The 19,792-nt window shown below is 37.7% G+C and carries 11 protein-coding genes; 1 reads left to right on the top strand and 10 read right to left on the bottom strand.

Features of this window, described 5'->3' with window-relative positions:
- Window positions 1-75: 75 nt before the first annotated feature.
- The 8 genes from sprA to VIH09_RS06170 form a co-directional block, all read right to left on the bottom strand.
- Entirely contained in the window at window positions 76-7,227 is a 7,152-nt protein-coding gene (gene sprA / locus VIH09_RS06205) for a cell surface protein SprA (protein ID WP_331578972.1), read from the bottom strand.
- Window positions 7,228-7,251: 24 nt separating this feature from the next.
- A complete protein-coding gene (gene ruvA, locus VIH09_RS06200; protein WP_331578970.1) occupies window positions 7,252-7,833 on the bottom strand; it encodes a Holliday junction branch migration protein RuvA in 582 nt (193 codons plus the stop codon).
- A 78-nt stretch (window positions 7,834-7,911) separates the two neighbouring features.
- The gene (locus VIH09_RS06195; protein WP_331578968.1) at window positions 7,912-10,191 is read right to left on the bottom strand and encodes an NADP-dependent malic enzyme; all 2,280 of its coding nucleotides are present in this window, start codon (window positions 10,189-10,191) and stop codon (window positions 7,912-7,914) included.
- A 148-nt stretch (window positions 10,192-10,339) separates the two neighbouring features.
- Entirely contained in the window at window positions 10,340-10,774 is a 435-nt protein-coding gene (locus VIH09_RS06190; RefSeq protein ID WP_331578965.1) for a CBS domain-containing protein, read from the bottom strand.
- Window positions 10,775-10,909: 135 nt separating this feature from the next.
- Entirely contained in the window at window positions 10,910-11,845 is a 936-nt protein-coding gene (locus VIH09_RS06185; RefSeq protein ID WP_331578963.1) for a carbohydrate kinase family protein, read from the bottom strand.
- Between the two features lie 4 nt (window positions 11,846-11,849).
- Window positions 11,850-13,025, bottom strand: a complete 1,176-nt coding sequence (locus tag VIH09_RS06180; RefSeq protein ID WP_331578961.1) for a glycoside hydrolase 100 family protein — start codon at window positions 13,023-13,025, stop codon at window positions 11,850-11,852.
- Window positions 13,018-14,328 (bottom strand): MFS transporter, encoded by a 1,311-nt coding sequence (locus VIH09_RS06175; protein ID WP_331578959.1) that lies wholly within the window; start codon window positions 14,326-14,328, stop codon window positions 13,018-13,020. Before VIH09_RS06175 ends, VIH09_RS06180 begins: the two co-directional genes overlap by 8 nt.
- 119 nt (window positions 14,329-14,447) lie before the next feature.
- Complete coding sequence (locus VIH09_RS06170; RefSeq protein ID WP_331578957.1) at window positions 14,448-17,072, bottom strand: TonB-dependent receptor domain-containing protein; 2,625 nt, start codon at window positions 17,070-17,072, stop codon at window positions 14,448-14,450.
- A gap of 153 nt (window positions 17,073-17,225) precedes the next feature.
- On the opposite strand from VIH09_RS06170, the gene VIH09_RS06165 reads away from it, so the two are divergent.
- Window positions 17,226-18,254, top strand: a complete 1,029-nt coding sequence (locus tag VIH09_RS06165; protein ID WP_331578955.1) for a LacI family DNA-binding transcriptional regulator — start codon at window positions 17,226-17,228, stop codon at window positions 18,252-18,254.
- A 44-nt stretch (window positions 18,255-18,298) separates the two neighbouring features.
- Here the strand turns inward: VIH09_RS06165 and queG are convergent, their stop codons facing one another.
- Window positions 18,299-19,216, bottom strand: a complete 918-nt coding sequence (gene queG / locus VIH09_RS06160) for a tRNA epoxyqueuosine(34) reductase QueG (protein ID WP_331578998.1) — start codon at window positions 19,214-19,216, stop codon at window positions 18,299-18,301.
- A gap of 113 nt (window positions 19,217-19,329) precedes the next feature.
- On the bottom strand, window positions 19,330-19,792 hold a 463-nt coding region (locus VIH09_RS06155; RefSeq protein WP_331578953.1), incomplete at its 5' end, for a Holliday junction DNA helicase RuvB C-terminal domain-containing protein.

The following is a 19,792-nucleotide window of genomic DNA, read 5'->3' as shown; positions in this document are numbered from 1 at the left end:
TTGATAATTGATAATTGAATTAATGTTCGGCAAATGTAACAATCTTCTATTCAAATATAGTTTAGATTCTATAATTTAATTCCCAAAATTATAGCGCAGCGTAAATCCGGACCGGATGTTCGTTAGCGGGAATGACGTTGATATTACTGCTTTGGAAAATGAATGGTCATAATAGAATATAGCCGTAAGGTTTTTACTGAAAGAATAATCAGCCGTCAACTTCAAAGACCAAATGTTTTGCCCGCCCGCCAATTGATTGTTATCGTAATCCAAATATCGAACTATCGTTTGATTATTACGATAGGAAAAATCAGCTTTCATATTAATGTCCCCTTTAATTATGCCTGTTGGATTATCCGCCAATCGCGAAGAAAAGATCACGTCCTTAAAGCGATATCCAAGCCCTACAACATATTCAATTCCTTTCACTTCCGTCAATAAGTTATTGTCAAAACTCATGGACAAAGCTCTGTCTTTTTTGATCTCGGTAAGTATTTTCAGGGAACTTTTCAATTCAAAATCCATTCTGATCAGCGGACCGAATTGTTCCACTAGATTGACATTCGACATAATGGTTTTATTAAAAAAGTTGCCACTAGCATCCACCCCATTAAGAGTTTTATCAAAATTAGATCGATATTGATTAATTGTATATGAAGCCCTATAATTATGCTGCAAAGAAAATCTTTTGAAATTTCTTTTAAATAAATCATATCGCATTAATCCGCTATACTTAACTGACCAGTTCGGTATTGGAAAACTCCTGAAAATCCCTAACGAAACGCCAGACGCGTCGCTTCCTGAATAAGCCGCCAAAAAGGCCGGCAACAACACTGCTTGATTATTTTTTCCGTATCCTTTAGGGAATCCATCCGCATCAATAATAGTTGGATCATAAGATGAATCATATTTTTGGCGATCAATTGCCAATCGATTAGCAACTTCAAGTCTATTATTCCTGTAATCATCAAATGGCGCAGAAGCATTTTCGTCACTTGCTGAAAAAGACGTTTTTATTAAAACCGTCGATATTGAAAAAAGACCGTAAGTATATGGCGAACGCGGATTATATTGACCCTCAAAAATATCATACTGTTCTGAAAAATTCTTGGAATAAGAACGGTCTGCCGTCAAATCAATTTTAAAATCCGGAAACAAATCGACATTTGCAGTGGCTTTAAACATTCTATTTATTACTTGCGAGAAATTTTGGTTGAAATCCTGATAATCGGTTAGCCATCCGTTTTTAGCCGCCTCGTATCTCACATCGTCTTGGCTTCCAAAAATAAACCCTAATGAAGGTCTAGACGACCCAAGAAAACCTACGCCTGGAGTATATCCTGGCAAAACAGTACCACTGTTCTCCGTATAATTAATTTGAACGTTTTTCACACTGGTTAATACGCCCAACAATCCATCAACAAACTGATTGTCATTCTCTTGAGGCTTAGCTGCGGTATTCACCACTTTTTCTCCAGGTTTAGGAGCCGCTGTCTTTGGTTTGGCAGCTGCCTTTTTACCGCCGGACGAAATCCCCAAATATTTATACAACATATCCATATTGAAACTTGAATTCAAAGTATTAGAACGCGCATTCTGAACAGTGTTCCCTAAATTATAAGACGTTCCTTCTATCTCTATTCGTGACAGAGCATTTGAAGCACGTTGCCAGCTGTAATCACCCGTGTACGAATAATTAGCTTTTATAAAACTGAATACCGGAATTTTGTTAATAGGGATTTCATAATTCACAATCAACTGCTGCATGTGCTGGTTAGGGTCTCCGATATCCCAATAGCTATCCCAGATCGAGAAACTGTCTATAGGCTCGTTATCTTCATTTAAATAGTTTTTAACGATGTTACTGGACGAGGCCGTATAACTCAATTTTAAAGCCTTAGTTAGATTATAATTAAAACCATACTGGTAATTAAACGAAAAGTTTCTTCTGTATAAAGGATCAAGTCCAATACCCTGCACATCTACCTGTCTAAATTGTTGGCGGTTGTACTGCCTATTGATATTAGAGTTAAACGAGATATTAGAAGGCAAATAGTTAAAATTGAAATCACTAAGTAGTTTCAAATAGTTACTCTTTTTCATGAACTCCGATTTTTTGAAAGGCTCTACCAGTTTCGGTTGAAAACTGTATGCATAATCAACAGATGAATTTGCTTGCTGGTCCAGATAATCGTCAATTTCAAAATCATGTCGTTCCACTTTGTTATAGGATTGAGAAAAAGTGAAGTTTTCCGGGTCGTAAACATGTTGCTTTTGCTCAGGGTTTCTTTGCTTTCTAACACCGATAAAATTGATGCTGGTACGTTTTGTGTAATCTACCGCTCTATTGGTGATATTGTCTTTCAGTTCAGCATCGGTGGTGTTGTCCAATAGCTGTTTTAGTTTGATATCCTGATTAAAAGGATCATATTCCGGGGTTATCGTTTCTTCGCCAATAGCGTAATTAAAAGGCAAATTAATACCCCATTTAACCGGCAACATTTTGCCCAAATTCACATTGGTGACAATGTTATATTGTTGAATATCCTCGCGTCTTCTCTCGTTTGGCCCTTCTTCCAATGCCCCAAAACCAATCGTGCTTTTCTTTCCTGTGGCCGAAACAGTGGCAAAATCAGCAAGATTTGAATCTATGCTTAAAACGGCTGCCATTCCGCCATGATTATCCATGTCGGCCAAACGGAGTTCATTGAACCAGACTTCCCCTTTGATGTCCTGATGCGTTTCATTGCTTTTTGCACCAACCATCAAAGTTCGAACCAGTCCGAAATTAGGGTTTCCTTTAATCCCTAATCTCAATTTATTGGGTTTGTTAGCCAATGCGGGGTTAAGTTCGTCTTCATTTTGATAATAGATTCCATCCAGAGGCAAAGTGCTTAAATCAACACTCATCGACTGAATTTTCAACTGAGTCAACAATGCCAACGACAAATCTATTTCATTGGCTTCTGGCCAAACCAGTTCAGCGCTCAACGCAGAACAATTCGTATCTGTTGTAGATGAAGGCGTTGTTACTTTCAAAGGAATTTCGATCTGGTAGAAGTTTTGCGTAAAATCATTTCCAAAACGAATAAAACCGACCATTTGGTCATCCCTAAGTGCAATTTCATTTGGCAAAGACTCAGCGTGCAGAAACATTTTTAACTTTTTGAATTGACGCATGTCAATACTTACATTTTTAAAAACGGCTCTAGAATCTTCAGGCTCGAGGCCATCTCCTGAAACTCTTAATGATAATGATTGTTCATTTTGATTTATAAGCGTATTGTTATTATACAATTGTTCACGTTGCACTCCTGGAGGCACTATATAATTTACTGGACATCTATCACCATTTTCTTGAACATTTACGGCCAACACATCCAAGTCAGTCCTGTCATCTGTTACATCTGCATCTTTAAAATCAAGCGTATTGGTAAATCTTCTCCATTCTCCCCTAACTAAATCTAAAGCGCCAAAACGAACCGTCACCTCTTGATTAAATCCAGTCATGAACATCCTCATAAAACGTATCGATCTAAAATCAGAGATAGTTCCAATCGTGTTTTCCGGTTGCGTAACAGGTACCTTAAACTGAATCCATCGCGAATCCGTAACTTCCCCGTTAGCTAATGTTACTTGTGTGTTTCTTATATCCGTAATGTAATTTTGACCAATTGCCATGTTTGGCTGAACGTCAATGCTATATTCATAATAGGCATTGATCGTATTCATCGTGTTATCCCTATTGATATCCTCTACATCCGGAACCGTCGATGACCCTCTATTGGGATTATTAATGTCAACCACCGAGTTTCCATCGACTCCGTTATAATTTTTATAGCGCTCCAAGATGCTGCCCGAAGTATTCAAATAATAGTTGTAATCATCTGCCGCCGGATCTGGTTCAGAAGCATAATTATTATAAACTGCTCCCTCATTGGCATTAGCCAAACCATCCAAACCAATATCCTGATTGGTCCTGTTGGCTGCGTTGGCGTCAAAGGCATATATTAAAGATTGTGAAGCGGGAACGTCACCCCAAATTGGTCTGGGGTTTACCAATATTTGATCAGGTCCAAGTCCGTTTTCATATTGCTTTCTTCCATCTTTCAAAACATCTTCGGATATTTCCCCAAGATTGAAATAGATTTTGCCCGTATTATTTTGAGGAATCTTACCTATCCCTACATATGGGTCTAGAACCCAAAACTGTATATATTCCACATTCCCTTGTTCGAAATTCGTAGAGTTCAACGACCGCATAATGCCCCCAAAATTATCGGCAGGGGTAGCCTCAAAATTCGTGTTGTTATTATAAGGTCCTCTCTCTGAAGGGTAGTAACTTAAGTCCAAAGTATTGATAACTTGCGATTGTCCTTGAGCAATATCCGTTAAAGGGTACAGTTCTTCGCTATATATGCGTCGGGTGCTATTGAAAGACAAATCATTATTTGTAATTCCAGCGGGTTTTTGGGTATAAAAAACGGGATCAATCGAATACCAAGCTAGTTTGGCCCTTTTAAAACCATAACTCAAATCATTTGCATTTGCATTGAAATCATAAGCGCTTCGTGCATTTCTGTCTGGTGTTGAAGAAAGACTCCAAGCGTAGGCTGAACGCATATCAATGGTAGATTGAGACCCTTCAAAATCATCAACGTAAATGGTTGATTCTCCTTCAAACTGATCTGCTTTTGGGGAATCTGGTTTCAAAAAGGCAATTTCTCCCCTTATCGAAAGATTTGAAGGTACATCAGTATCTAAGTTTGGCAATTTATTAACCAATCGCGTCAAGAAAGGAACCTCCGTTGAATAATTACCGTTGAATCCAAAAATAGTATTGTTCACCGATTCCTGACCAAAACTTGATTTCTGGGTGAATGGCTTTTCGGTCATCTTCAAGAAAGTACCTCCCACCAAAAAATTGTCCGAAATTTTATGTTCCACGTTGACCCCCACAAACCGTCTGGTTTGCTGACCAAAAATGGAGTTGTTTTCCAATGAAACATTAATGGGCGTGTTGGACGCCTGCAAAGACGGATCCAATATTTGAACCCTTCCCAGCTGATAGTTCACACTATAATCTACACCTTCAACCAATATTCTTCCTCCAGCGGTAACCACAACAGAACCTCTTGGCACATTAAATGCCCCGATAGGTATCCCGTCACCAGCTGACGATTTGTATTTACCCCTTAAAAGGAATTTATTCTTATCACTATCCTGCAATGCACCTGATTGTGTATTGCGGTACATGTTTCTGAACACGTATTTCTTTTGATTTAGGTTATAACTACTCTCGTTATTATAATCCTCAGTGCCATTTGACAATTTAGAAAACAACAATTCTCCAAAAGGTTCCTTGGTGGTGAAAATTATTCGGCCATATTGAGAATCAACAGTTATGCCTTGCATAAAATCGAAAAAACCATCACCTCCAGTTTGGGGGTCATTATTATAATTCAGTTTGTCTAAATTAAACACCTTAAGCAAGGGGGTTTCCGCGACTCTATTATCTGGAGATGGGCTGGGCGGAAATGGACTCCCTGAAACTTCCGTAATATAATTTAAAGGCGACGGATCAGTGTAAAGAATATTAAACCTAAAATCTTCCTGTTTCACCTGATAAGCACCGGGGATTTGATAAATGTTTTTCATCATCAAATTCCAAACTGGATTTTTGACATTAGTCAGGTTGCTCTTCAACATTTTCAAAATCAAACTTTGGGTTATGATCGCACGAGAAGCGTCTGTTCCGGTAACAACCGTTGCATCTATCCCATCGCTTCCAAACTCTCCAACCTGATACACTTGATCTCCAATTGTGTATTGGTAGGCAACCGCCAAAATCTCATCGTTAGCCAATCTTTGTTGCAACGAAATATATCCTAATTGGGCATTAAATGTATATTCATTCGGGGTCAATTTCCTTGCATTCTCCAATTTCGAATAATCCCTACCTTCACTAACATCTATCTTAAATCCAGCCTGTGACGTTACAATTTCACGAATTTCATTTTTAAGCAAACCATCAATATTATCTATTAAAGCTGGATCATATCTATTGTTTGTATTATCCGTTGGAGAATTTGTTGCAGTTCTAAAAAAACCATTAGGAATAGGATCCACGGCCACTATATTTTCTAATTCCACACCATTTAAACCTGTCAACTTTGCTTCCCCTAAATCTTGAAGCGCAATGATATTTCTTAAGTTATTCGAATTGGTATTAACACGAGTTTGCTTATTAGTGACCCAAATTTCCAATCTTGAAATCTGAACCCTACTGTCAATGAACGGGTAGTTTTTAAGAGAAGCGTCATACTTGTTTCTAAAATACTGAGACAAGAAAAAATGCCTGTCATTATCATAATCCAAAGCGAACATATCAAAGTCCTGTATAGTTCCTCCGCCTTGGGCCACCACACTTTTAGTTTGCGATTTTTGTTCTGAAAAAACGCCCGTAACGGTAGTTTTTCCGAATTGTAATTGAGTTTTCACTCCAAATAAACTTTGAGCCCCTCTAATCAGTGAGCTATTCAGAGGCATACTAACATTTCCTACTTCGATTTTCTGGATAATATCATCCTCTGAAGGGGCATATTCCAATTTGATTAAGTTTTGAAAAGCAAAAGTCGATTGTGTGTCGTAGTTGGCATTTACATTCAGTCTCGTGCCTACTTTTCCCATTAAGCTCATACTGATCCTTTGGTTAAAATCAAAAGATAAATTGGACCTGTTTCTTGGTGAAAAAGAGGGGTTGTCCTGTTTTGTGTATCGAGCGCCTAAATCCATTTCCACAGAACCGGTAGGCTTGACATCTATTGTATTGCTCCCAAAAATGGATTCAAAAAGGCTAGAGTTTATGTAGTATTTGGGCAACAAATCTTTTTTCGCCTCTTCACTGCCTTCTTTCTTACCGTCAATTGCATCCGTTTTTTTCTTGAAATAATCTCTCATGGATTCTTTCAATACCAAACTTTCATATTCTTTTGGAGTTAAAATAATGGGGTAATTAATGGAAAACCCATCAACTGAATTGGTATAAATATACCTATCCGTCACTGGATCATAGGTATAGGCCGAGAGGATACTTTGAGGGTCCTTTATTTTGACTTTTCCTAAAGAAAAACCGGTTTTTACGGTATCCTGGGCTTCTTCATTTACCTGGGCATGCGATACAAAACCACAAAATAAAACCAGCAAAAAAATACAAATCTTACGCATACAATTCGTGTTTTTAAGTTTCTTTTATAAGTTTTTTAAAGCTTTCTTAATAATTGCTTCAACAGAAGCTTCCGGATCTTCTTTTACGATTTTTTCAACTAGTTTTTCTGAAGTTTTCCTAACAAACCCTAAGACCTCCAAAGCAGATAACGCCTCATCCCTGTTTGTATTGCTTTGCGACATCGAAACTTCATCTAAATCGTATAATTTCAGCACTTTATCTTTAAGGTCAAGTATCACTCTTTGGGCCGTTTTACTTCCGATTCCCTTTATGGATTGTATCGTAATTACGTCTGCAGATGCAATCGCATTTGTAATCTGCTTCGGATCTAAAGAAGATAACATTGTTCTAGCTATACTCGCTCCAATACCTGAAACCGACAACAACATTTTAAAAATCTCCCTTTCTGATTTCTCCACAAACCCAAACAACGTGTGCGCATCTTCTTTTATTTGAAGATGGGTGAATAGTTTTATAAAATCAGTATTAGGAAGCAATGAATAGGTATGCAATGAGATGTTTACGTGATACCCCACTCCTCCACAATCGATAACGACTTGCGTTGGTGTTTTTTCAACCAATTTTCCCTGTAAATGTGTTATCATAAATATACTGTATATATTTCGTTTTTTATTAGAATTAAAAAAGTTCCTTGCAAACGCAAGGAACTTTTTTAATTCTATTTATCTTTTTTTCTTTTGTTTTTCTTGGGCATCAATAACAGCGATTGTAGCCATGTTAACCATTTCCTCCACACTTGCACCTAATTGGAAAATATGGACAGGTTTACCCATACCCAACATAATTGGCCCAATCGAGTCTACCTTATTTAATTCCTTTAACAGTTTATAGGTAATGTTGGCCGAATCAAGATTAGGAAAAATTAAAGTGTTCACTTTTTTCCCTGCCAATTTAGAGAATGGAAACTTCTCCTTCAACATCTCTTGGTTCAAAGCAAAATCAGCCTGAACTTCCCCATCGATAATCATGTCTGGATGGTGTTCATGCAAGTAAGCAACCGCTTCTCTCACTTTAGTTGCATTCTCATCAGTCGAAGAACCAAAATTAGAAAATGAAACCATTGCTATCACTGGCTCCACTCCAAACATCTTGGCTGTTTTGGCCGTCATAATGGCAATTTTGGCTAATTCAATTGCTGTTGGGTTTATGTTTATGGCTGTATCAGACAAGAACATTGGTCCTCGTGCCGTCATCATCATGTTTGTCGTGGCTACTAAAGAGGCCCCTGGAGCTTTAGGGACAAGCTGCAACATTGGCTTAACTACAGAAGAGTAACTTCTGGAATACCCTGTTACTAATCCGTCTGCTTCTCCTTCATTGACCATCATTGCCGCGAAAAAATTTCTTTCTCGCATTAGTTTTTGGGCATCTAATAAAGATATTCCACGTCTCTTTCTGGACTCCCAGTATGTGTTTGCAAATCTATTTCTTCTTGCGTCCTCTTCGTCAGTTTTGGTGTCAATTATTGGAACTTCAGTCTCAAATCCCAACTCTTTTTTGAGTTCCAAGATGATTTCCTTGTTCCCCAATAATATTGGCAAACAAGTCCCTTCTTCAAGGACAATTTGTGCTGCTTTAAGAACATCCAAATGATCCGCTTCTGCAAAAATGATTCTTTTGGGGTCTATTTTGGCTCTGTTGGTGATCAAACGGACCATCTTATTATCGTTCCCCAATCGGTCCAAAAGTTCTTCTTCGTATTTATTCCAATCCGTAATGGGATTTAAAGCCACTCCGGAATCCATTGCCGCTTTTGCTACAGCTGGCGCAACGACTGTGATCAATCTCGGGTCGAACGGCGAAGGTATAATATAGTCGCGCCCAAATATAAGTTTTGTAGCACCATAGGCGATGTTTACTTGTTCAGGAACATGTTCCTTAGCCAAAGCTGCAAGCGCCCTAACCGCAGCCATTTTCATGGCTTCATTGATCTTGGTTGCACGAACGTCTAATGCGCCCCGGAAAATATACGGAAACCCAAGAACATTGTTAACCTGATTAGGGTAATCTGATCTTCCCGTAGCCATAATAATATCACTTCTAGTCGCTATCGCCAAATGATAGTCGATTTCCGGAACTGGATTTGCCATTGCAAAAACAACGGGATTATCGGCCATAGTCAATAGCATTTCAGCCGAGAGAACGTTTCCCGCGGAAAGGCCTAAGAAAACATCCGCGTTTTTTATGGCTTCAGCCAAGGTGGTCTCTTTTTTTCCAACGGAGTATTTTTGTTGCAATACTGACAAATCTGTTCTTTCTTCTGAAAGAGCACCATCCTTATCAAACATCGTAATATTAACGGGGTTAACCCCCAACAAAACGTATAAATTGGCACAGGCCAAGGCTGCAGAGCCGGCTCCCGAAACAATTACTTTAGCATTTTGAATTTCTTTATCGGCTAATTCAAGTGCATTTAACAAAGCTGCTGACGAAATAATCGCGGTCCCATGCTGATCATCATGCATCACAGGAATGTCTAATTCCTCAACCAACCTTCTCTCAATCTCAAATGATTCCGGAGCTTTAATATCCTCTAAATTAATCCCCCCAAATGTTGGAGCGATCGCTTTTACGGTATCGACAAACTTGTCAATATCTTTAAGATCTATTTCGATATCAAAAACATCAATGTCTGCAAATATTTTAAACAATAATGCCTTCCCTTCCATAACTGGCTTTGATGCCTCAGGCCCTATGTCTCCTAAACCTAAAACTGCTGTTCCGTTTGTTATTACAGCCACTAAATTCCCCTTTGCAGTGTATTTGTAGACATTATTAACATCCTTTGCGATTTCCAAACAAGGCTCGGCAACTCCTGGAGTGTATGCCAAAGACAGATCTCTTTGTGTTGCATATTTCTTTGTGGGAACAACTTGTATTTTACCTGGAATTGGTTTTGCATGATATAATAACGCTTCTCTTCTCTTGCTATTCTTGTTCATTTTTTTAGATTTTGTCTAGCCTACAAAGATATAAGACTTGGTTTAAAAAGTAGGCTTTTATCCTTTTCTTTTATTCAAAAAAACCTTCTATAGAAAAAAAAACAGCTGCACAAATTGGCAGCTTTTTTATACAAACGATTCCTTTAAATTATGCTTTGGTCCCATGGATATAAGAGTCCAAATATTCGATTGTGTTCTTTTGAATTTCTATGATTGCTTTTACCACATCACCAATAGAGATGACTCCGGCAACCGAATTATCTACCAAAACTGGCAAATGCCTGACTCTTTTTGTTGTTATCAATTCCATACAATGATCCAAATCATCAGTCGGTAATACCGTAACCAAATCTCTTTCCATAATTTCATGCACTAAAGTATCTTTGGAAGCCTTGTCCTTCAGGGCAATTTTTCGCGCATAATCCCTCTCAGATAAAATCCCCTTTAGTTCATTATCCTCAATTACCAAAACCGCTCCTACATTTTTCTCACCCATCACTTTTAACGCATCATATACAGTGATTGTTGAAACAATTGAGTGCACTTCGTTTCCCTTTACGCTTAATAATTGATTTACAGTCATCTTAATAAAAATTGGTTGACCATAAAGTTAAAAAAAATATTGTAGAAAAGGAGCGTTTCGCCGAAAAAATAAAACTGCATAAAATAAATCGACTAATAGAAAGATAATTTTTTTAAAAAAACTTCTTCTATTTATTTAAATTATATCTAAAAACTCTGAAATATTAACGCCTTCAGGAAGCCTTCCCACATTTTGGAGTTTTAAAACAGCTAGCTTTTGAGCAATTGTAATCGTTTCCTCAAAGTTCTTGTTCAACAATTGAGCATATAAAAAGCCTGTCCAAAAAGCGTCGCCTGCACCGGTAGCATCTTTAACATCATTTACTGGAATTGCCTTTTGATGATAAATCCCGGATTTTTTATCTGACAAAACCACTCCGTCTTTCCCTTTCGTCAGACATATTGTAGTGGCTCCCAATCCATGAAAATATTCGAAAATAAAATCTTCTGTTTTTGCTTCCACAAAAAGTCTATAACAATCATCTTCACTAAGTTTAACAAATGGATCCGTAGACAAATATTCTTTTAACACCTCTTTAGCCTCTTCTCGATCAGGCCAAATCCTTTCAGAAAAATTAATGTCAATGCTTGTTTGCACTCCTAAAGCTTTCGCTTTTTTGGCACTCTCCAAGATTGTCGTTCTTGCTGGATTTTTACTCAAGGCGAAACAAGTAGTATGAAAAATTTTAGCTTTTTCTAACAGCTCCTGCGGAATTTGACTTTGGTCAATATGATAATCTGCCTCCCGATATGGAATAAAATCAGGCGTACTTGTTGATTTTGAAACAAAAATAACAGATGTAGGCACCGCATTAATTTGTTTTAAATGACTCGTAATTACATTATTTACTTTCAACTTCCTTATAATATATTCGCCCAAGCCATCTTCACCACAAGTCGCCACCAAAACTGATTTCAAACCCAGCCTAGCCGAATTCACAGCTACATTCGTAGGCGAACCTCCTAGAAAACGATGATAGTCTTTTGTTCTATTTATTGAAGTGTTTACTTGGTGACCTATAAAATCAATCAGTACTTCGCCCACGCAAATTATATCTATAGACTTTTCCATTTTTTTATATTAAAAAATTAAAATCAGCATCAATACTTTGACGCAACATTACTGCAGCTGCAGCACTCCATGCACAAAACGGGACACCGTTCTGCTCTCCTGTTTTACTATTGAAATTTTCATAAAAACTATAGTTTTCGATAGCGTTTATTTTGTTTATGGCTTCCAAAACTTCAATTGCTTCCGCTGATTTTCCTTGACTAAGTAATGCCAATCCAAAAAAACCATTAACCATCGCCCAACTGCCGCCGTTATGAAATTCATATGGATAGTTCCTGAATTCGTATTTGCAATTATTTTTAAGTAAGGTCCAATCGACGTCAGTTTCTTCAATTGGCGGCCAAAATGCCGGCAAAAGATGTAATAGCCTCTCGTTTTTCAGTGCAATTGAATAGTCGACAATGGCATTTTGAAACTCTTCAGAACCAATCTTCAAGTACAACGCCAATGAATTTGCAAAAGCATCAAACTGCGTTTTGTACCCCGCTGGAGAAAATGAACAAGGCATGAAATTCTTCATGATAATTTCATTATACGCTCGTTCATGGTATTTTTCACCAACTGAATTCGGAGTAAAATTAATCTCAATTTGCCCCGTTATTATCTCAATTTTGCTTGCGATTGATTTGTCATTTACAAAATGGTTGTAACTTTTCAAAGCCCAAACCCTGAGCAATTGATCGTATAACACATAACCGTCTGTAATGTATTCATCGGCCCAATTACCTGACAATGGTACGTACAAAAGCCCTTTATTGTTAAATTCCCAAGCTTCCAAAAGACGCAGGCATTTCTGAATATTGCCTTTGTATTTTTTCACGACAGCAAAATCATTTTTATAAAAAGCGTATTGGCAAATCCCAATAATAAACCATGTAACAGCATCCACTCTTCCAGCCAGTCCGCCATAACTAACTTCTACAACGTCCCCATTTGTCATAACATTTGACGGTATCGTTCCGTTACGATGTTGATTTGTGGCTAACGTTTCCAATGTTTTACGGAAAGTTCCTATCAGCACTTCATCACCAGAAGCCAATGCGGCCAATCCGCAGATCACACCATCACGAGCCCAAACTCTTTTGTAATTTGAAATGTTTTGAGCACTAGCCAGAAAACCCTCAGATGAAGATGCTCTTTGTAGTAATTCAATCGCTTTCATATAATTTAAATCACTCACCTACTTCTTCTTTTTTGGTTTTAATAAATAAAGTGCACACTGCGCTAATAATCAACAAGACTCCAGCAAAACTAATTGCCAATCGAGGGTCGTTGTTCAAAAAATGTTTGAGTACGTATCCAAACGTTATGGTCTGAATAAACATAGGAATTACGATCATCATATTGATTATTCCCATGTAAACCCCATAGCGTTCTTTTGGAATGTTGTTAATAACCATTAAATAGGGAATTCCCATCATGCTTGCCCATCCAATTCCAAAACCAGTAATCGCGGGAAATAACAGGTATTTATTTTCAATATGTGGAAATATTAAAAAACCTATTGCCGCCAACAATAAACAAGTAAAATGGACCATCTTTGGCGAATATCTCCTCGCAAAATAAACCAACCCAAAAGCACATAAAAAAGTTACTATATTATACCAACCGTTTACTAATCCTGTCCAACTTACAGCTTCACCATATAACTTCATGTCTTTTTGCGGAGTTGTATTCCAAACTGACAACGCAATACTTTTTGATGAATTTTGCCAGTAACAAAACAAGGCATACCATTGAAACAAATAAACCAGTGAAAGTTGCCACATCACTTTTGGCATGTCTTTTATTGCCGAAAATATATCCGTAAACGGTGTGAAAAGGCCTAATGGCTCTGCTTTTATTTTTTCTAATTCTTCTTCGGTAGGCGGAATTTCTTTGGTGGTATGTGAACTCCACCAAACAGATCCAATGGAACAAACAGCACCAAGAAAAAAAGAAGCAAAAACCCAAGTAGGTAATCTTCCCGTTGTACCCACAAAAACTAACGGAAAAATAAATAGCGAGACATTTGCCAAAGTTTGTCCAAATCCCGTGAAGAAACTTTGAGCCTGAAATCCTGTAGGCTGCTGCGACGGTTCGAGTGTGTCTGCAATGAAAGCCCTATAGGGCTCCATAGCTGTATTGTTTCCAGCATCTAACACCCAAAGCAGGCCCGCTGCCATCCATAACGAACTACTGAAAGGAAAAAGAAACAAAGCAATGCTACATAGTATTGCGCCAATAAAAAAGTAAGGTTTTCGTCGACCACCAAACTTCGGCAACCAGGTTTTATCGCTCATTGCACCAATAATGGGCTGAATCAATAATCCAGTTAATGGGCCCGCAAGGTTGAGAATGGGTAACTGATCTGGGCTAGCCCCAAGAAAATCATAAATTGGGTTAACAGCACTTTGTTGCAAACCAAAGCTATACTGAATACCAAAAAAACCAACATTCATGTTGATGATTTGCCAAAAACTTAGACTCTTCTTATTTAGCATGGTTCCCTATTTTCTTATTTATAAATTCATCATATTCGCCTTGATTTAAAAACAATCCCCGCACCCCGTATGGATGCGAGAATTGCTAACCAACTTAAAATAATCAATTTTTGAACTAATTAAAATCTATAATTTAAAGCCATAGACAATGACCTTCCGGTCAATGACCTTGCTCTAATATAATTCACGGCGTTTTCAGTAATATTTCCTTCCTCTGATTCTGTTATTGCCAAACTATCAAATAAATTGTTGGCGGAAAGATTCAAGGACAGTCCTTTTGCAATTCCAACTTCAACAAACCCATTTACAATAACAAATCCATTCATTACTAATTGATTCGAATCCTGTGCGAATGCCTTAGTTTGCCCGATAAAACTCAATCCAAATGTGTTTTTACCACCTGAAAATTTATATGTCGGAATAAAATTATACATCAATTTTGGCTGTCTCCTTGGTTCATTTCCATTATTATCACCAGAAGTAATCTCAGCTTTCGTATAAGTCAGGCCTCCAAGTACACTTAGTTTATCATTCAAGTTATAAGCCGTTTCTAATTCTACACCGTACGATTTGTAGTTGTTTTTTATAATGCTATTAGACGTTGCCTCATACCCCCCTTGCTCATCTGTTTTAGAGTGAAAAGCTGTTGCATATACATATCCATTAGAGAATTTTTGCTTGTAACCAACTTCTGCTTGAGTCAAAAAGTCAAGAGCATTAATTTTACTTCCATCTAAATAATCCAAACCTGAAAACAAAATACGATCTGCTTTGGCAGAAGCCCCTCTGCTTATGCGAGCAAATACAGATTGTCCGCTATTAATCAAAAAGTTAGCCCCTAACGTATAAGAAACATAATCATAGTCGTAGTCAACTGCGGTTGAATTAGCATTATCAATGGCAGATACATTTTGCTCTGGCACAGAAATATCACCATTGTTATTAATGTCATAAGTGGTTGAAACACCACCAGCAAATGAACCAGTAACTTTGCCCATATCATAACGCAAACCTCCTTCAAATGATAATTTATCGCTAGCATCAACAGAAATATTGATATAAGGCGCAGAAACATTGTATTGAGTGTCATAGTTCCGTGCTAAATTTCCCCAAAATGGTGTTCCGTAAGCATACAACCCATTATCCGACAATAAGTTACCTGCGACATCTGACACGTTTAACAAACGAGGATTACTATCCGACACTTCTTGTAAATAGGAATTCCATAGCCATGACATCGAAATATTTTGAATTGACTTAAAATATCCCGCAGTAACTCCAACTTTATTAAATTTCTTAGTGATTCTTAAATCATTCATGAAATTATCCAAGTTATTCAATTGCGTATCAAACATATGAATTCTAGCAACCAACCCGTTAGACGTGTTGAACGAGGAACCATCGTTAGTGTAACTCAACGTAGACCCTGCACCAAAGGAAGTTGCAACAGCGGATGCGCTTGCTACTTCAGAAGGAAAAGGAGAAATAAATCCACCGCTATTAGAAGAATACCTGAAATTATCAGAGACTTTCCATCCTTCATTCAAATCAAAATTAGCACTTGCCCCAATTGATTTTGAAACTGGATTCATCCCATCAGACACTTTGTCTCTTCGTAATTCCCCATCAGGGCCAAGACCAATATTATGATTTAAATATATCGATTGCAACGCCCCTTTGGTCGCGTCATATCCGTCAACATTACCCCAAGTAGGATTTGCATTAGTCCCAGAAACTTTCACTGGCATAGGCATATAAGCAACGGCTTTATCGTTCAAAAATTTAGTATATAGAGTTACAGAACCATTTTCAAATTCTTTAGTAATATTAAATTTCACCTGACCCCCATTATTAGAAGTAGCTCCAGTATTTCTCACACCTTCACCAGCTCTATAAAAGCCACCTACATGAAAATACAATCCATCACCAATTTTAGCTCCATAATCCAAGTCTGTTCTAAAATTGTTATAATCTAAACCAAAAGTAGTACTTAATGAACCCCCTTCTGTTTTTCCTGTTTTACTAATAAAATTAATTATTCCACCAGGAGAATTCGATGCCAATGTAGATGCTGAACCTCCACGAATAGCTTCCACTCTGGCTACATTACGATCAAATCTTGTGAAAATATCGGCAGTTGCAAAGGCAATATCACCAAACAATAATACTGGCAAACCGTCTTCTTGAATCTGTAAATACTTAGACCCCCCCGAAGAGATTGGTACACCACGAACTGAGATATTCGAATTCCCTTCACCTCCAGATGATTCTGATCGAATCCCTGGAATAGTTCTAAAGATTTCAGCAGTTGATCTTGGTGCAGATTGTTCAATTTGATTCACATTCAAAGAGGTGATCGAGACACTTGATTTAATTTTTGCTCTAGGGTTAATAACCCCCGTAATCACAACATCATCAAGAACATTTGCATCTTCAGCCATAGTAATATTTTGAACTACATCTCCATTGATATTAATTTTCATTTCAATAGTTTTGAAACCAATATATGTAGCCACAATAGTTGTACTACCCTTAGGCAAAGATTTAAAAAAATATTTACCGTCAATGTCAGTAGAAGCGCTATATTTAGCATTTAAAATCGAAATATTCACACCTGGAATAGGGGAGCCATTTGCTTCGACTACAACACCTGACAAGCTGTTGTTTTGCGAAAAAGACATATTTAAAAAAAATAATGCTACAAACAGCCCTATATTTTTAAATAATAAATTAAAATTTTTCATAATATTGAATTGTTAAATTAATAGTTATTTTGGTTATTATTGTCAAATGTAAATTTAATTTCAAAACACATTAGCAATTGTGAAATCGAAAACGTTTTCGTGGTATCGAAAACGTTTTCGAAACAGTAAAAAAGAAAAAATCATATATACGATATGAAACCAACAACACTAAAAGAGATTGCCGAAGCTTTAGGAATATCAATTACAACAGTTTCAAAAGCACTAAAAGATTATTCAGATGTGAGTCCTAAAACTAAAAAAGCTGTTACTGACTTAGCGCAAAAACTTAATTATAGCCCTAATACTTTTGCTGTGAACCTTAGAACAAAGGAATCCAAAACGATAGGTTTAATCATTCCCGAGGTTGTACATCACTTTTTCTCAAGTGTAATTAATGGCATCATAGCCGAGGCTGAAAAGAACGGCTACTTAGTTATTATCCTACAATCTAACGAATCTCTAGAATTAGAAAAAAAACAAGTGGAACTTTTAATGAATAAAAGGGTTGATGGAATTATCATGTCTCTTTCAAATGAATCCAATGACGACAATCATATTAAAGAAATTCTCAAAAGAGAAATCCCTTTTGTTCAATTTGACAAAATTTCAAAACTTATCCCCAGTTCAAAAGTTATAATAAATGACCAAAAAGCGGCAATGGCAGCTGTTCAACATTTAATTGATCAAGGTTGTAAAAAAATTGTACATATTCGTGGCCCAGTAAATCCGCAAAATGCAATTGATCGTTTCATTGGATATAAAAAAGCATTAGAAAAAAATAAAATACCTTTTGATTCAAAGCTGGTTTACACTTGTGAAAGTGTTACTTTTCAGGAAGGGATTGATTTTGCAAAACAAATTTTAGAGGAACATCCGGATGTAGATGGCATATTTGCCATTACGGATTTAGTTGCGGTGGGCGTCCTTTCCTATTTTAACGATAATAAAATAAAAGTTCCTCAACAAGTGGCGGTAATAGGATTTAGCAATTGGTTTATGTCACAAGTACTGACTCCAAAACTGAGTACTGTTGATCAACCAAGTCATTTAATGGGTGTGGAAGCTTTTAACTTATTATTAGAAGAAATGCTATGCCATAAAGAAGGGACTCCATTCACCCCGAGAACCATTGAGCTCGAAACTAATACCATTATTAGAGAATCATCTATGAGAATCCGCTAAAAAAGATTTTCACCCCTTGTCTCCAAAATTAAGTTTCAATAAAACTATTTTAAAAAGTCAACATTCCTTTTGAGGCCTTGAAATTTTGTCCTTTTTAGAGGGGAGTCTTTAAAGACCGCTTTAAAGATTTCTTCAGTAATTTCCTCCCAATCCTTTTTTGACATTGACAGCAGGTCGGGATTCGGGTTAAATAACGGTTCATTATGCGGTTTTGAAAATTTGTTCCAAGGACAGACATCCTGGCATATATCGCAGCCGAATGCCCATTCGTCAAATTTCCCTTTCATTTCTGCTGGAATATTCTCTTTAAGCTCAATTGTAAAATAGGAAATACATTTGCTTCCATCCACAACGTAAGGAGCCACAATAGCTTCTGTAGGGCAAGCATCCAAGCAGGCGGTACAGCTGCCGCAATGATCCGTTGTGGCGTGATCATAATCCAACGCCAAGTCGATTATGAGTTCCGCTATGAAGTAAAAGGAGCCCACTTTCTGCGTCAATAAGTTACTGTTTTTACCAATCCAGCCCAAACCGCCTTTGGCTGCCCAAGCCTTATCTAAAACAGGGGCGGAATCCACAAAAGCGCGACCCGAAACTTCACCGATAGTGGATTGAATAGAGAAAAGCAGCTCTTTTAATTTGTCTTTTATAACAGAATGGTAATCTTGACCGTAAGCGTATTTCGAAATCTTATAGGAATCCGGGTTTTGAAGTTGCTCCGGATAGTAATTCAACAACAGGGAAACGACACTTTTCGCGTCATCGACCAGCAAGGTGGGATCGAGTCGCTTGTCAAAATTATTCTCCATATAGCTCATTTGACCCTGACGATTTTTGTTCAGCCAATCTTCAAGCCTTGGTGCTTCCTGTTCAAGAAATCCCGCCTTGGATATACCGCAAGCCAAAAATCCGAGACGTTTGGCTTCGGATTTGATAAATTGGGTATGTTCGGTTTTAGAAATAACGTGCTTATTAACGGGTTCGATTTAGCCCTGATAGAAGCGGAAATCCTTGTGGGTCGGGCATATATGCCCCACAAGATTGAAGCGGATAGCAGGAAAAAGCTCCAGAAAAACTAAAACAATCCGCCTTGCACATTCGCTTTTACCCTGCCAAGGTGCTTGTAGGCTTTGTCGGTGACCTCCCTACCCCTTGGCGTTCTCATGATAAACCCTTCCTGAATCAAGAAAGGCTCGTACACTTCTTCCACAGTTTCGCTACTTTCGGAAACTGCTGTTGCCAATGTTGACAGTCCCACCGGACCACCTTTGAATTTATCGATAATGGTAGTCAGTATTTTGTTGTCCATTTCATCCAGACCATGAGCATCGACGTTTAATGCTTTTAAAGCATATCTCGCTATTTCTATGTCAATGGTGCCGTTCCCTTTTATCTGTGCAAAATCGCGCACGCGACGCAACAAGGCATTGGCGATGCGAGGTGTCCCCCTGCTTCTGCCTGCAATTTCGATTGCGGCTTCCATTGAAATCGGCATTTTTAGAATAGATGCGCTTCGCTCCACTATTGTCGTCAATAAT

Origin of the sequence: Flavobacterium sp., assembly GCF_036515215.1 — a bacterium.
GTDB lineage: Bacteria > Bacteroidota > Bacteroidia > Flavobacteriales > Flavobacteriaceae > Flavobacterium.
The sequence above is the reverse complement of the archived record's forward strand: the minus strand, read 5'-3'. Positions and strand labels throughout refer to the sequence as shown.